The sequence below is a fragment of the Empedobacter sp. UBA7252 genome, from assembly GCF_002472765.1.
GTDB lineage: Bacteria > Bacteroidota > Bacteroidia > Flavobacteriales > Weeksellaceae > Empedobacter > Empedobacter falsenii_B.
This window is the reverse complement of sequence record NZ_DKSQ01000019.1, coordinates 1-13,543: the sequence shown is the minus strand read 5'-3', so window position 1 is coordinate 13,543 and position 13,543 is coordinate 1. Positions and strand designations below refer to the sequence as shown.

General features: G+C 29.7%; 16 protein-coding genes. 11 read left to right on the top strand and 5 right to left on the bottom strand.

Annotated features, from left to right (window positions below; translation table 11 throughout):
* The coding region (locus B2X73_RS03595) for an SDR family NAD(P)-dependent oxidoreductase (protein WP_291095734.1) at positions 1 to 741 on the top strand (741 nt) is incomplete at its 5' end.
* A 49-nt stretch (positions 742 to 790) separates the two neighbouring features.
* A complete protein-coding gene (locus B2X73_RS03590) occupies positions 791 to 1,045 on the top strand; it encodes a hypothetical protein (RefSeq protein WP_038330338.1) in 255 nt (84 codons plus the stop codon).
* A gap of 11 nt (positions 1,046 to 1,056) precedes the next feature.
* On the opposite strand, the gene B2X73_RS03585 is transcribed toward B2X73_RS03590, so the two are convergent.
* Together B2X73_RS03585 and B2X73_RS03580 are read right to left on the bottom strand one after the other, a co-directional pair.
* Positions 1,057 to 1,899, bottom strand: a complete 843-nt coding sequence (locus tag B2X73_RS03585; RefSeq protein ID WP_038330340.1) for an isoaspartyl peptidase/L-asparaginase — start codon at positions 1,897 to 1,899, stop codon at positions 1,057 to 1,059.
* Between the two features lies 1 nt (position 1,900).
* Positions 1,901 to 2,782: a cyanophycinase gene (locus tag B2X73_RS03580; RefSeq protein ID WP_038330695.1), complete on the bottom strand. Its 882-nt coding sequence runs from the start codon at positions 2,780 to 2,782 to the stop codon at positions 1,901 to 1,903.
* Positions 2,783 to 2,927: 145 nt separating this feature from the next.
* Here B2X73_RS03580 and cphA point away from each other — a divergent pair, with 145 nt between their 5' ends.
* Both cphA and B2X73_RS03570 read left to right on the top strand, forming a co-directional pair.
* Positions 2,928 to 5,537: a cyanophycin synthetase gene (gene cphA / locus B2X73_RS03575; RefSeq protein WP_038330341.1), complete on the top strand. Its 2,610-nt coding sequence runs from the start codon at positions 2,928 to 2,930 to the stop codon at positions 5,535 to 5,537.
* 46 nt (positions 5,538 to 5,583) lie between these two features.
* Positions 5,584 to 5,742, top strand: coding sequence for a lmo0937 family membrane protein (locus B2X73_RS03570; RefSeq protein ID WP_115000514.1), 159 nt, complete (start codon positions 5,584 to 5,586; stop codon positions 5,740 to 5,742).
* A gap of 63 nt (positions 5,743 to 5,805) precedes the next feature.
* Here B2X73_RS03570 and B2X73_RS03565 read toward each other — a convergent pair whose 3' ends face one another.
* Positions 5,806 to 7,020 carry an NAD(P)/FAD-dependent oxidoreductase gene (locus B2X73_RS03565; protein WP_038330343.1) on the bottom strand — a complete coding sequence of 405 codons (1,215 nt, stop codon included), beginning with the start codon at positions 7,018 to 7,020 and terminating at the stop codon, positions 5,806 to 5,808.
* A 187-nt stretch (positions 7,021 to 7,207) separates the two neighbouring features.
* On the opposite strand from B2X73_RS03565, the gene B2X73_RS03560 reads away from it, so the two are divergent.
* The gene (locus B2X73_RS03560; RefSeq protein WP_038330345.1) at positions 7,208 to 8,050 is read left to right on the top strand and encodes an alpha/beta fold hydrolase; all 843 of its coding nucleotides are present in this window, start codon (positions 7,208 to 7,210) and stop codon (positions 8,048 to 8,050) included.
* Positions 8,051 to 8,053: 3 nt separating this feature from the next.
* A complete protein-coding gene (locus tag B2X73_RS03555) occupies positions 8,054 to 8,605 on the top strand; it encodes a lipocalin family protein (RefSeq protein ID WP_038330347.1) in 552 nt (183 codons plus the stop codon).
* 92 nt (positions 8,606 to 8,697) lie between these two features.
* Here B2X73_RS03555 and B2X73_RS03550 read toward each other — a convergent pair whose 3' ends face one another.
* A complete protein-coding gene (locus B2X73_RS03550; RefSeq protein WP_038330349.1) occupies positions 8,698 to 9,249 on the bottom strand; it encodes a ferritin in 552 nt (183 codons plus the stop codon).
* A 1,024-nt stretch (positions 9,250 to 10,273) separates the two neighbouring features.
* Between B2X73_RS03550 and B2X73_RS03545 the strand changes: the two genes are divergently transcribed.
* The 5 genes from B2X73_RS03545 to ytxJ all read left to right on the top strand — a co-directional run bounded on the left by B2X73_RS03545 (position 10,274) and on the right by ytxJ (position 12,884).
* Positions 10,274 to 10,792, top strand: a complete 519-nt coding sequence (locus tag B2X73_RS03545) for a hypothetical protein (RefSeq protein WP_038330351.1) — start codon at positions 10,274 to 10,276, stop codon at positions 10,790 to 10,792.
* A 132-nt stretch (positions 10,793 to 10,924) separates the two neighbouring features.
* Positions 10,925 to 11,131, top strand: a complete 207-nt coding sequence (locus B2X73_RS03540; RefSeq protein ID WP_286495899.1) for a helix-turn-helix transcriptional regulator — start codon at positions 10,925 to 10,927, stop codon at positions 11,129 to 11,131.
* Positions 11,131 to 11,451, top strand: a complete 321-nt coding sequence (locus B2X73_RS03535) for a HipA N-terminal domain-containing protein (protein WP_291095732.1) — start codon at positions 11,131 to 11,133, stop codon at positions 11,449 to 11,451. Before B2X73_RS03540 ends, B2X73_RS03535 begins: the two co-directional genes overlap by 1 nt.
* Position 11,452: 1 nt before the next feature.
* Positions 11,453 to 12,439 carry a type II toxin-antitoxin system HipA family toxin gene (locus tag B2X73_RS03530; protein ID WP_291095730.1) on the top strand — a complete coding sequence of 329 codons (987 nt, stop codon included), beginning with the start codon at positions 11,453 to 11,455 and terminating at the stop codon, positions 12,437 to 12,439.
* Positions 12,440 to 12,557: 118 nt separating this feature from the next.
* Entirely contained in the window at positions 12,558 to 12,884 is a 327-nt protein-coding gene (gene ytxJ, locus B2X73_RS03525; RefSeq protein WP_291095728.1) for a bacillithiol system redox-active protein YtxJ, read from the top strand.
* An 18-nt stretch (positions 12,885 to 12,902) separates the two neighbouring features.
* Here ytxJ and B2X73_RS03520 read toward each other — a convergent pair whose 3' ends face one another.
* Positions 12,903 to 13,292 (bottom strand): hypothetical protein, encoded by a 390-nt coding sequence (locus tag B2X73_RS03520; protein ID WP_291095726.1) that lies wholly within the window; start codon positions 13,290 to 13,292, stop codon positions 12,903 to 12,905.
* Between the last annotated feature and the right edge of the window lie 251 nt (positions 13,293 to 13,543).

Below are 13,543 nucleotides of genomic sequence, written 5' to 3'. Positions count from 1 at the left end.
AAAGAATTTGGACGCATAGATATATGGGTAAATAATGCAGGGGTAATGTCTAGTGGGAAATTTGGAGAAATTCCAATGGAAGTTAATGAACAGGTTATAAAAACCAATCTCATGGGATATATGCATGGAGCTTATTATGTTTTACCAGTTTTTAAAGAACAAAATCAAGGCATTTTAATTAATAATGTTTCCATTGGAGGATATATGCCAGCTCCATTTAGTTCGGTATATTCTGCTACAAAAACAGGAATAAAAGGGTTGATGAGTGGATTACAAAGCGAATACAGTGTCTATCCAGCTATACATATTTGTAATATTTATCCTCAAATTCAGAGATCAACAGGAAATATGCATTCAGCAAAATATTCTGGATTAGATTTTAAAATACCTCCTTTCGCTGCAGATCCTAATGATACGGCAAAAGTAATATACAATCTAACAATTAAACCTAAAAATGATACGTTTCCAGATGCAAGTTCATACTTAATAAAATTTATTCATGGTATATTCCCACAAACATTTACCAATTTAGCAACTGCAGTAATGAGACTAATGATGAAATTTAGTAATGGTAATGATAACGAAGGCAATATTTTATATGCATCTTCAGATCCGCATCAGATTTATGGAGAAACGAGTATTCCTGTTCCTTCAAAATCTACTCAAAGAATAGTCTCTTTAGGTATATTAATAGGTTTAGGATTGTATACAACCACAAGGATTAGAAGAAAATACAAATAGGATTATAAAACACTTTATAGCAACAAATTATTAACTAAAATATATTCATATGAAACCAGAACATTTAAATTCAGATTCAATTCAAAGCTTATTGAATGAATTATATAATCGAGCTTTTGAAAAAGGTTACGAGAAAGGAAAAAAAGAGTTCTCTGAAAATTGTGAGACAGATCCTCGTGAAGGTGTTATTATAAGTGAAGGAGGTGATATAGAGAAAACTGCTGAAATACAGATGTCCAATCAAGAAAAATTAGAGGTAGTAGAATATATAAAAAACAAATTGTTTGATATATTAAATGATTAGAATGAAACATTTTAATCAAAATATTTCAATTCAATTCCATCAAAAGAAGCAAAAACCATTGAAGGAAAACTATCTAAATGAAAACTATTTCCTTTGTTGTCTATGCCAATAGCTCCTGCATATCCATTAAACTCTTTAAGTTCTTCAAAACTTTTAGTAAATGCAGCTTCAATGCTCATACCATCCGAGACTCTTGTTACAATTTTAGCAGCCATTGCGCCACTTACAATATCTTCACCAACGCCAGTCATACTAACACCGCAAGATTGATTGGCGTAATTTCCAGCAACAGTAGCAGAATCTGAAACACGCCCTGGTATTTCAAAACCTTTTCCTCCAGTTGATGTAGCCACAGCAATATTATTATCGCCATCTAAACAAACACATCCAACTGTACTTGTTTTCGAAGAAATTATTTTTTCTTCGAATTCTTTTTTACGTTGTTCAGTTTCAGGATTAAAATACTCGAATCCATGTTTACGTGCAAATTCTATTGCTCCGCTACCAGCCAAAATACGATCATCGTAAGTCATTAGTTTTTCTGCAACTAAAATTGGATGTTCAACATTTTCTATATTAATAACACCAGACATTTTAAGAGTATTCCCATTCATTAAAGCGGCACTTAATCTTATTTTTCCATCCGATTGAATTTGAGAACCTAAACCTGCATTAAATAAAGGGTCGTCTTCTAATAAACTTACTGTATATACAACAGTTTCAACTGCTGTATGTGTTGTTAAATAGTCGTACCCTTTTTGAACTATTTTAATTAAAGCATTTTGTTTTTGAAATTTAGTTTCAGGATCGGTTAATGATTCTGAAAAAAAACCACCGTGAATAATTAGTTTCATTTTATTGATTATTATATTGAGAATCTTTGATTATTATTTTATTTTGATCAAAATGAAAAACATCATTTCGTGTCATCACATGAGAAATAATATGGCTTATTGAAATTGGATATCCAATTTCGATTTGAGAAAGACTAGTATCTAAAATTTCTCGACCATCAACCAAAATAACTGAACTAGAGCCTATTGCTGTCATTTTATTGTTGTTGTCGCTTATAATTAGCCCAGTATCTTCACTTAAACCAATTCCAATCTTCATGGGATTTCCTGTAACAGCCTGAAAAAGGCGTCCAATTCTTCCTCTTTGAATAAAATGAGTGTCAACGATAATAGAATCTATTAATCCAAGACCACTGTTCATCTCAACAGATCCTTTTAGTAATGCATCAGAACTTGCTCCTTGATAGATCATGCTAGATGAAGCGGCGGCTGCTCCTGCTGAAGTACCTGCATAAATAAACTCTTCATGATAATATTTTTGCAACAGTTTTTGTTGAAAAGGTGTACCTCCAATAGTTGAGGTTAACCTAAGTTGATCTCCTCCACTAAATAATACAACATCAGCTTCATCTAATCGTTTTAACGATTCTGGTGAAAGCGCATCTAAACGTGTATTTATATCCAAATGTTCAACATTGTGTGCATCCAAAAGACTGAAAGCTTTGATATAGGCTTCAGCAGCAGTTTTAGGAGATTGAGAAGCGGTGGTTATAATTTCAATTCTAGAATTTTCTTTGTGTTTTGCTTCCTCAAGAATCTTTTTTAGAATACCATTTTGATAAAAGAAATCATTGATAATTTCCTCACGTGGTAAATGCGTTGGTAAGGAATCAGCAGTATTTATTCCACCTCCAACAATTATTAATTTTCCTTTAATACTCATCATTATTGATTTTATAACTTCAATTTAATTAATATTAACTGGACAAGAGGAGAATAAACCTTAAAATAATGGTAAAATAGTGTTAATAAGGGAAAAAGGTCTAGTTCTTGTAATCATTTACTAAATTTTTTAACACTTACCACATATGAAAATAGAAAATATATCGATTTTAAAAGGACCAAATTTTTGGAGTATCAAGAGAGAAAAACTAATTCAAATGCGATTGAATTTAGGTCGCTTAGAACAATTTCCAACGAACAAAATTGATGGATTTGCAGAACGTATACAATCATGGTTACCTACAATGTTTTCGCATCGTTGTTCTGAAGGGGTAGCTGGTGGTTTTTTTACTCGTGTAAAAGAAGGAACTTGGATGGGGCATGTAATTGAGCATATCGCATTAGAAATACAAACCCTAGCGGGTATGAATACAGGCTTTGGCAGAACTCGCGAAACAAATACGCCAGGTACTTATAATGTTGTATTTGCTTATCAAGATGAGCAGGTAGGGATATATGCAGCAAAAGCAGCTGTTAGAATTGCAGAAGCATTAATATCTAATTCGTCTTATTCCATTTTAGATGATATTAAAAATATGACTAAAATATGGAATTCAAATAAACTCGGTCCTTCTACACAAAGTATAATTAATGAAGCAGAAAACCGAAAAATACCATGGACACGATTAAATAATCATTCTTATATCCAATTGGGATATGGTAAAAATCAAGCTAGATTAGAGGCGACAATTACAGATAAAACCAACTATCTGGCTGTTGAGATTGCATGTGATAAATTTCGAACCAAACAATTATTAAAGGATGCATTTATTCCTATCGCTGATGGTGGTATAGGCGAAAATGAAGAAGATTTAAAAAAAATAATAGATGAAATAGGCTATCCAATTGTTATTAAACCATATAATTGTAATCACGGAAGAGGAGTAACCACCAATATAAATGAATATGAAACTGCTGAAAAAGCATTCCAGAATGCACGAGAATTTAGTCAAAAAATAATCGTAGAAAAATTTGTAAAAGGTTATGATTTTAGAATATTGGTCATCAATAAAAAAGTAGTTGCTGCGGCCAAACGAATACCTGCTCATATAATTGGAGATGGAAAACTTACGATAAAAGAATTAATTCAAATTGAAAATGAAAACCCTAAAAGAGGAGAAGGTCATGAACAAGTTTTAACAAAAATTAGCATTGACCATCATACCATTTCATTATTAAAATCAAAAAACTACGATCTACAATCTATACCCAAACGTGCTGAAATAATTTATTTAAAAGCAACAGCAAATCTAAGTACAGGAGGAACATCTATTGATACAACTGAAGACCTTCATCCTGATAATATTATCATAGCAGAGAAAATTGCTAAAGTCATCAATTTGGATATATGTGGTATTGATATCATAGCATCCAATTTATCCGAATCTTTGTATACATCTGGTGGAGTGGTTATAGAAGTAAATGCAGCTCCAGGATTTAGAATGCATATAGAACCAACAAAAGGAATTTCGCGCAATGTTGCTTCTCCCGTTTTAGATATGCTATTCCCTTTTCAAAAATTACCAACTATTCCAATATTAGCAATTACAGGTACCAATGGTAAAACAACCACCACTCGTTTAATTGCACATATATTTAAAAACACTGGAAAAAATGTAGGTTATACAACATCTGACGGTATTTATATCAACAATCAGCTAATGGAGAAAGGGGATACAACAGGTCCTATTAGTGCAAAAAAAATATTGAATGATCCAACAATAGATATTGCTGTTTTAGAAACAGCAAGAGGTGGAATTTTGAGAGAAGGTCTTGGATTTAGTGCTTGCGATATTGGTATAATAACCAATATTACAGAAGATCATTTGGGATTAAAAGATATCGATTCTTTAGAGCAATTAGCCAGAGTAAAATCTGTTGTTGTTGAAAGTGTGAAAAAAGACGGTTGGGCAATTTTAAATATTGAAGATTATTATTCAATGGAAATTTCAAAGAAATTAGCATGTCAAATAGCATATTTTTCATTGGATGAAAAAAGTAAAGAAGTTCAAAAACTTATAAAAAAAGGAAATATAGTCGCATTGTATACACAAGAAAATATTGTAATACAGACTAAAAAAGAACGAATAGTTGTTGCGAATATTTACGATATACCGTTAACAATGGATGGAAAAGCTATTTTCATGATTCAAAATGTTCTAGCTGCTGTATTAGCAGCATATATATCAGGTTTGCATGTTCCCCAGATTACGAAAGCGTTGAATACTTTTTTCCCAAGTCCAGATTTAACACCTGGTAGAATGAATATTTTTCAGTTCAAAGAATTTAAAATATTAATCGATTTCGCACATAACCCTGCAGGATACACAGCTATAAAAGATTATTTGTCTAAAGTGGAAGCAAATAAAAAAATTGGAATTATTTCAGGTGTAGGGGATAGAAGAGACGAAGACATACAAAAGTGTGGAAAAATAGCAGCTGAGATGTTTGATTATATTATTATTCGACAAGAGCGACACTTAAGAGGTCGAACAGAGAAAGAAATTATACAGTTGCTTGTAAAAGGTATTCATGAAGTTCAAGAGAATTTTCCTTATGAAATAATTCCGAACGAAATTGAAGCGATAGAACATACAATAAACAAAGCAGAAAAAGGTGATTTTATAGTCGCACTTAGCGATGCTGTTTCCAATGCTATAGAAGTAGTGCAATTTCATATGAACAAAAATTCCTAAACAATTTAAATTATAAAAAGTAAATGTTTAATTAAAATCAAAATTTATGAGAAATCTAATTTCAATTATTGCTGTAGTATTACTTATTTTGTGGGCTATAGGTTATTTCGGATTCGGCCAAGCAGTAGGTCAATTTATACACATATTACTTGTACTTGCTATCATAGCTTTATTGTACAGATTAATTACAGGCCGAAAACCTTAGTATTAAAAATAATCTGAAAGAATATATCAAAATTCTTTCAGATTATTTTTTAAATATATAACCCTATTTTGTTATTCGATCAAAACCAAAAGTTTTTAAACGATCATCAATTTTATTAAGAATAATATTTTTTAAAACCTGAGCTGCAACCATAGAAAATGTAATTCCATTCCCTCCATAGCCTAAAGCAAATAGAGTACGATCTCCTTTTTTCCATGCTCCCATATAAGGTAAACCATCATCAGTCGAACTAAATGTTCCGCACCAAGCCATCTCAGTTTTAAATTCAATAGTAGGATATAGATTTTTGAATTTTCGTTCTAAAATTTTGACCTTAGTACGAAGTAGTTCATCTCTTTTTTCAGGATTTTGAAAATCTTCATCTTCACCACCAACTATCAAACGGTTATCTTTTGTAGTTCTCATGTATAGATAAGGTTCTGCAGTTTCCCAAATTAAACTACGGTTTGGCCAAATCATTTTTTCATCAATTGGAACGGAACAAATAGCATAGGTAGATAACAAATTCATCACTTTTTTAGGAAGGAATTGCCCTGCTTCAAATCCAGTTGCAACAATTACATATTTACACGAAACAGTATGGCCATGCTGTGTGATGAGTTTGCAACCTTTTTTAGTTTCTTGTATTTTTTCAACTTTTGTATGCGTGTAAATTTTTAGATTGTGTTTTTGTTGATGATATTTCAGTAAATTAATCGCTCCTTTATATGCATCCATTTGAGCTGAGGTATCATTTTGTAATGCAGCAATTCCATCTATGTTTTGATATTCTTTTAATTGTTGTGCATGCAAATATTTTACAGGTAAGCCAACTTCTGTTCTTATTTCAAACTCTTTATCTAATAACTCAACACCAGCTTTATTACTTGCCAATAAGACGGTTGGAACTCTTGTAAAATCAGCATCAATATTTGTTTTCTTAAAAATAGTTTCAATATCTGTAATTGATTGTAAACAATTAAAATAAGCGTCGATAGCAATTTTTTTGGGAACTTTATGAATTAATTTACATAAAGGCGTATCAATTTCATATTGTAATTGTGCTGTACTTGCGGCAGAACTTCCAGTAGAAATAGTTCGTTTATCAATTAATGCACATTCTATTCCTGCTTCGCATAATTCATGAGCTACTAATGCACCTGTAATGCCAGAACCGATTATAGCAACATCAATTTTAAAATCATTTCGAAGTGGATTGTATAAGTCAAAAAATTCATTTTTAACAATCCAATAAGGTAATCCAGAATGTAAATCCATATTTATTGCGTTAAGTGGTTTAGATAAACTATACCCTAAAAATCAAGCCAAAAATAGTAAATCTCTTTTGCTGTGTGAAATAATTTTGAAAATGTTAAACATTTAAAAATGTGATAATTGGCTTGATGCTTGTGATGAATTAGAAGTTAATCTAAGTTAGATTATAAAATCACTTAAAAATAAAATTATGGCTAAATTAAAACGAAAAAATTATAAACTGAATTATATCGATTATGGTGATAAAATTGCTCAACCCGTTATTTTGATTCATGGTTGGCCGCTTAGTTTACAATCGTGGGAATATCAAATTCCAAAAATTGTCGAAGCTGGTTTTCGTTGTATAGCTTATGACCGAAAAGGTTTTGGAAAATCGTGTGCAACATGGGATCGTTATGATTATGATGCATTGGCAGAAGATCTACACGTGTTGATTGATGATTTGCAGTTGAAAAATGTAGTGTTAGTAGGTTTTTCGATGGGTGGAGGAGAAGTAGTTCGCTATATTGCGAATTACGGAAACAAAAATATTTCAAAAATTGCTTTAATTAGTTCAATTATTCCTCTAGTAAAACAAACTGATGATAATGAGTATGGCGTTCCGCAAAAGGATTTAGATCACATTATTCATCAACTTGAAACAAGTCGTTTGGAATTTTTAGAAGGTTTTCATAAAGGCTTTTACAATCATGGTTTGTTAAAAAAATCTGTAAGCAAAGAACAATTAGATTTTGATTTCTCTGTTTCTTCTCATGCTTCACCTATTGCAACTCTAAAAGCTGCACGCTCTTGGATGGATACAGATTTTAGAACTGAATGTAAAATGATTGATGTGCCAACATTAATTATTCATGGAAAAGATGATCAAACTGTACCAATAAAAACAGCAGGAGATCAAGCTTCAAAATTGATTACGAATTCGACTTATATTGTTTATGAAGATGCTCCGCATGGCTTGAATATTACTCATAAAGAGCAGTTGAATATGGATTTGGTAGAATTTCTGTTGAATATAGAACACCAAAAAGATTAGAATATGAAAAATTCGAGTAAAAAGATAATCTCCGGAATAGCAATTGCTGGTTTAGGAGGAGTTTGTTATGCGTGGTTAAATTTTAGAAAAGTAAAAATACCATCTTATGTAACAGTTGTTGAAAATTTTGATGCACAACAATATATGGGAAAATGGTATGAAATAGCACGTTTCGACTTTAAGTTTGAAAAGAATTTGAATCAAGTTACAGCAACTTATTTTCTGAATAAAAAAGGAGTGATTGAAGTCCATAATCGTGGATTTGATGACAAAGAGAATAAATGGAAAGAAGCACATGGAAAAGCAACTTTTAATGGAGAAGAAGGAAAAGGTGCGCTGAAAGTTTCATTTTTTGGACCATTTTATTCAGGATATAATATTGTAATGATGGATCCGATTTATGAAACAGCTTTAGTTTTTGGAGAAAGTCATGATTATATGTGGATTTTATCTCGAAAGAAAACAATCTCAGAAGAGGTAAAACAGAAGTATATCAACTATGCAGAAGAAAAAGGTTATGATATTTCCCAATTAACGTGGACAAAGCAAGATTGATGTGTGATTAATTTCCTAATTAAAAACCCAATGATTTTTTAGTAAATTCAGTGGGTTTTTAATTCTTTAGTTTTTATTATACAAAAAATAAATTACTCAGTTAGAGGATTAATATTATCTGCAACAGGAAATTCCTGTCCTGTTTGACCAATAGTCTTATTAAAATCAAATTTTGCAGCATCAGACATATTAGCACCACCAGCTAATTTAGCTTTATCTAGCAAGTCTAAAGCTAATTTTTCTTCTTCACGTTGTTCCATTACTAACCATTGTAAAAAATTCCAAGTAGCCCAATCTTCCTCATCCATACACATTTTTACAATTTTGTAAATAGATTCTGTGTTTTCAATTTCTTGTTTCAAAACTGCTTCAAAACATTGTAAAACATTTTTTGGTTCAGGACCAGGTTTTTGTATGGCTTCAATTTTTACACTACCACCTCGTTCTTGTATATATTCTATAATTTTTGCCATATGAACACGTTCCTCTTGCGAATGTTTCATCATAAAACTTTTAATACCATCTAATCGGTTATCATCTGCCCAACAAGCAAGCATCAAGTAAATTTGAGCAGAAAAAGCTTCAAGTGTAATTTGTTTATTTAAAGCATTTTGTAAATTTTTTGAAATTCTAGTTGTATTCATTTTTGTGATTATTTAGTTATGATATTTTAGATTGGAATTTTCAGACCAAACTATTAATTTAAATGTTAATACTTTCTAAAATATTGATATTTAGAGTAGATTTAAATTGAATTAAGATGAAATCGCAAAACCAGAAAATGAAAAAGGTTCTCAATTTTTCAATTGAGAACCTTTTTCTATATAATATAATTTTTAATAAGTTTTATTTGCCAATGCAGAAGGTGATAATCTCACTGTTTATAATGTTTAGTAGTGTATCAGATGTGTATGTAACTCGTAAAAGCTCACAAACAATATTTTAACTATAAAATATCTTTACTCAATAGTGGACTATATCTCTACTATTGTGTATTTTTAAGCTCTTTAAAATTTAAAATCAATTCATTTGACACCCTTGTGTATCAGATGTGATGGTGGATAATTTTAACATATTTTATCATTAACAAAATATGACAAAATCAACTTTTAACTTAGATTATCAAATAAAAATATTTTCTAATTGTTCTGATAAATTAATAAAATATATTAAAACGAGGAATGGAAACCAACGTTTTAAATGTAAAAATTGTCAGAAAAAAGGGTGAAATGTATAGTTACAACGCTTACCTTACTACCATAAATCATATTGTTCAGCTAACAAAAGAAGGTTTGGGTATAAGAAGTACAGCTTGATATTTAAATATCTCAACAACCACACTACTTAAACGAATTATGAAAATCGCTTCAAAAATAGTTCCATCCAAAATAACTGAAGTGTAAGTTTTTAAAACAAATGAGACATTTGATTTATCTACAAACTTTTAAAAATAAAATAAACTTTCAAATATTTTAAAGATATGGTAGTCAATGGCGGTATTTGGCTGTCTAATCGATACAGAAAGTACAAAAGTCTTTATTGATCAATAGTGTAGGGGATTGTGGTGTAGTTTTGGTGTACCAAAATTTATTATAAGTTTAACATTTTATAGTAAAATATCCATACTTATTTTATAAATATATTTAGATTTACTAATTAAATAATAATATGAAATATATAACTTTAATTTTTATACTTTTCATAACTGTAGTAGGTGTACAATTCAATTCAGAATATTATATCAATCACTCGAATGATACAATAAAGGGAGAAGTAATAGGAAATAATTCTAAAGTTGTTTACTTCTTAGTGAATGATGAAAAAATAAAACTTAAACCAAAAGATATTAAATCATTTGTTGTAAATGATGAATTTGATAAATTAGTAAAATATGTAACCCTAAAAAATGATAAGAATGATTTTTTTGAAGAAGCTATTGTAGGTCAATTATCTCATTATTATTTGCGAACATTTAATCCATATGATGGTGAAAAATTAATCTTTCCTCTACTGGTAAAAAATGATGAAATAGTATATGTTGATGCATCAAATTCAAAAAAAAGAATTGCAAAATTAATTAGTGATTGTCCTTTTTTATTGAAAGAATGGACGGAAACAAATAAGTATCCAGATTACGATATAATCAAAATCACGGAAGCATATAACAAATGTAAAAGACAACTTTAAAAGTGCATTATATTGCATTATTTAGATCTATTCATACATCTAACATATATTATTGTCTTAAAAGTGCAATTAGTTGCACTTTTCTTGTTTTGTATCAAATTTCTTTCTAAATTTACATTAAAAGTGCAATAAATGACACTATTAATAATCGAACAGATAAAAGAACGTCGTAAAGTTTTAGATATTACACAAGAATCATTAGCAGATATTTCGGGTGTAGGTTTACGAACATTAAAACAATTTGAAAGTGGTAAAGGTAATCCAACCTTAGAAACATTGCAAAAGTTATGTGATGCATTGGGATTAGAGTTGAAATTAGAAGTTAAAACGATTGAATAATGAGAGTAGCAAATATCCTATACAAAGGCAAAAAAGCAGGCATATTATCTCAATTAGATAATGGTCGCTTTCATTTTATCTATAATGAAGATTGGTTAAATGATGATTCTAAGCCTTCTATAAGTTTAACGTTGCCTAAAAATCAAAAAGAGTTTGATTCTGAAACTTTGTTTCCTTTTTTCTATCATTTATTACCAGAAGGGGTAAATAAACGTATGATTTGTAAAACATATAAGATTGATGAAGATGATGCTTTTGGAATATTATTGAAAGCATCTAAAATAGATACAATTGGTGCAGTAACAATAGAAAGAGTGTAAAATGAAATTAGAATTAATTAATTGTCCCGGTTCTTTAAAAGAAAATTTTAATGCGTACAGTCCTGTTGTTCTAAAGAAAATGTTTAATGGTAAAAAGGTAAGTCCATTTTTAAATTATACTTCGCCAACTGATCGTAAGGATAAAAGTAGTTTTAACCAAAATCAAACACATATTTCTATTTCGGGATTTCAAGAGAAATATTCTTTAATTCTTGATGGAAATGAACTAAGATTAACGAATGAAAACGAAAGTGGACATTATATTTTAAAACCAATTTCTGATTTACCCAAAAATAGTGAATTTGCACCAGCGAATGAGCATTTAACGATGCAAATCGCTAAACAAGTTTTTAAAATTGAAACGGCAGAAAATGCTTTAGTTTTTTTTAAAGATGGAAGTCCAGCATACCTTACTAAACGATTTGATTACAATGAAATTGGAGATAAGTTAGCTGTGGAAGATTTTGCTTCTTTATTAGGGAAATCTCCTGCAACTGATGGGGAACAATATAAGTATGAAGGAAATTATCTGGAGTTATTTGAAGCATTGAAAAAATATGTTCCTGCATGGAAAGTAGAAACTCCAAAGTTATTTACTTTAATCCTTTTCAATTATCTGTTTTCAAATGGAGATGCTCATTTAAAGAATTTTTCTTTAATAGAAACTCAGCAAGGAGATTTTAAATTAAGTCCAGCATATGATTTATTGAATACCAAAATTCATATTGACGATGCAGATTTTGCATTAAAAGAAGGATTATTACCAAAATCAATCTCAAAAGGTAAAATAATAGACCAATTATTTATTTTAGGAGAGAAAGCTGAAATGACAGAAAAATCAATTATAAAAGTCATTCAAAATTTAACATCCAAAGAAGATAAAGTACAAGATTTGATTGATAAATCGTACTTATCAGAAAAGTTAAAACGTAATTATTTGCAAAGTTATCAGCATCGATTGAAGAAATTAAGAATAGTTACAGAGTAAAAAAAATGAACAAGAAGATTTCCTTAGCGCATTTTTTATAATTTATCATATAAGGAAAATAGAGTAGGTTATTCCTTCTTTTCGACGTAATTTTATAAGTGAAATAATAGAAATAAAAATGAAAAAAATAAATATTACAACTTTAGATCACTTAGATCAAATTGATCAAGCATCTTTTAATCAACCAAAAATTATTTATAAACACAGCACAACTTGTGGATTATGTGATATTATTTGGGATATTGTAAAAGAAAGCGACTTTGAACTGAATTATTTAGATTTATTAGCGTTTAGACCACTCTCTAATGAGATTGAACGACGATACAATGTTCAGCACGAATCACCGCAAATCCTTATTATAAAAGATGGAAAATGTGTGTACAATGCATCGCATCGTAAAATAAAAAATGAAGAAATTCAGAAACAATTAGATTTATTCGATTAAAGAATCTTCGGTTTGATTTCATAATTGGAAAACTAAATTACGTTCGTGTTCATCAATAAAATCTTCACTTGTATAAAATGTTTCATCTACGACAACATATATCTTTAACCCTTTATTTAACTTTGAGTCTTTAAACACTAAATGACTTACAAAATATGTACTCAAATTATCATCGAAATTTTTTGTGCGACTATCAAATCTAAATTGGGCATGATTTCGTGGTCCCGAATATTTAGTTTCAACTTCTACTTGATTTTCTTCTTTCAGAACATTGATATAATTTCTTAAAAACGAAAAAGCTTCTTCGCGAGCAACAATCGGATCATCATTATAAAATGAATTAATTGTTACTTCTTTTGTTTCTTGATCGAATAGTGTTTCGACTTCATAATGAACTTTTAATTTCATAATAATTTGCTTTATTTGATTATGAAGCAAACCTATGACTACAAGACTATCAGATTACGATAGTCTAAAAAATAATTATAGAAATATCTAAAAGACATGTTTTGACGGGATGGTTTATGACCTTTGTAATATAAATTAAAAACAAGAAAATATGCCTATAATTACAATTGAATTGTCTGATGAACAATTAAAAAGAGTGAAAGAAACCCTGAGTTATAATGGTAATTTAGATTTGAAAGAAGAAACTTTTA

Excerpts from the sequence above, each read along its gene's own strand:
- B2X73_RS03590 (WP_038330338.1), top strand. The coding sequence starts at position 791 with ATGAAACCAGAACATTTAAATTCAGATTCAATTCAAAGCTTATTGAAT.
- B2X73_RS03585 (WP_038330340.1), bottom strand. The coding sequence starts at position 1,899 with ATGAAACTAATTATTCACGGTGGTTTTTTTTCAGAATCATTAACCGAT.
- B2X73_RS03580 (WP_038330695.1), bottom strand. The coding sequence starts at position 2,782 with ATGAGTATTAAAGGAAAATTAATAATTGTTGGAGGTGGAATAAATACT.
- cphA (WP_038330341.1), top strand. The coding sequence starts at position 2,928 with ATGAAAATAGAAAATATATCGATTTTAAAAGGACCAAATTTTTGGAGT.
- B2X73_RS03570 (WP_115000514.1), top strand. The coding sequence starts at position 5,584 with ATGAGAAATCTAATTTCAATTATTGCTGTAGTATTACTTATTTTGTGG.
- B2X73_RS03565 (WP_038330343.1), bottom strand. The coding sequence starts at position 7,020 with ATGGATTTACATTCTGGATTACCTTATTGGATTGTTAAAAATGAATTT.
- B2X73_RS03560 (WP_038330345.1), top strand. The coding sequence starts at position 7,208 with ATGGCTAAATTAAAACGAAAAAATTATAAACTGAATTATATCGATTAT.
- B2X73_RS03555 (WP_038330347.1), top strand. The coding sequence starts at position 8,054 with ATGAAAAATTCGAGTAAAAAGATAATCTCCGGAATAGCAATTGCTGGT.
- B2X73_RS03550 (WP_038330349.1), bottom strand. The coding sequence starts at position 9,249 with ATGAATACAACTAGAATTTCAAAAAATTTACAAAATGCTTTAAATAAA.
- B2X73_RS03545 (WP_038330351.1), top strand. The coding sequence starts at position 10,274 with ATGAAATATATAACTTTAATTTTTATACTTTTCATAACTGTAGTAGGT.
- B2X73_RS03540 (WP_286495899.1), top strand. The coding sequence starts at position 10,925 with ATGACACTATTAATAATCGAACAGATAAAAGAACGTCGTAAAGTTTTA.
- B2X73_RS03535 (WP_291095732.1), top strand. The coding sequence starts at position 11,131 with ATGAGAGTAGCAAATATCCTATACAAAGGCAAAAAAGCAGGCATATTA.
- B2X73_RS03530 (WP_291095730.1), top strand. The coding sequence starts at position 11,453 with ATGAAATTAGAATTAATTAATTGTCCCGGTTCTTTAAAAGAAAATTTT.
- ytxJ (WP_291095728.1), top strand. The coding sequence starts at position 12,558 with ATGAAAAAAATAAATATTACAACTTTAGATCACTTAGATCAAATTGAT.
- B2X73_RS03520 (WP_291095726.1), bottom strand. The coding sequence starts at position 13,292 with ATGAAATTAAAAGTTCATTATGAAGTCGAAACACTATTCGATCAAGAA.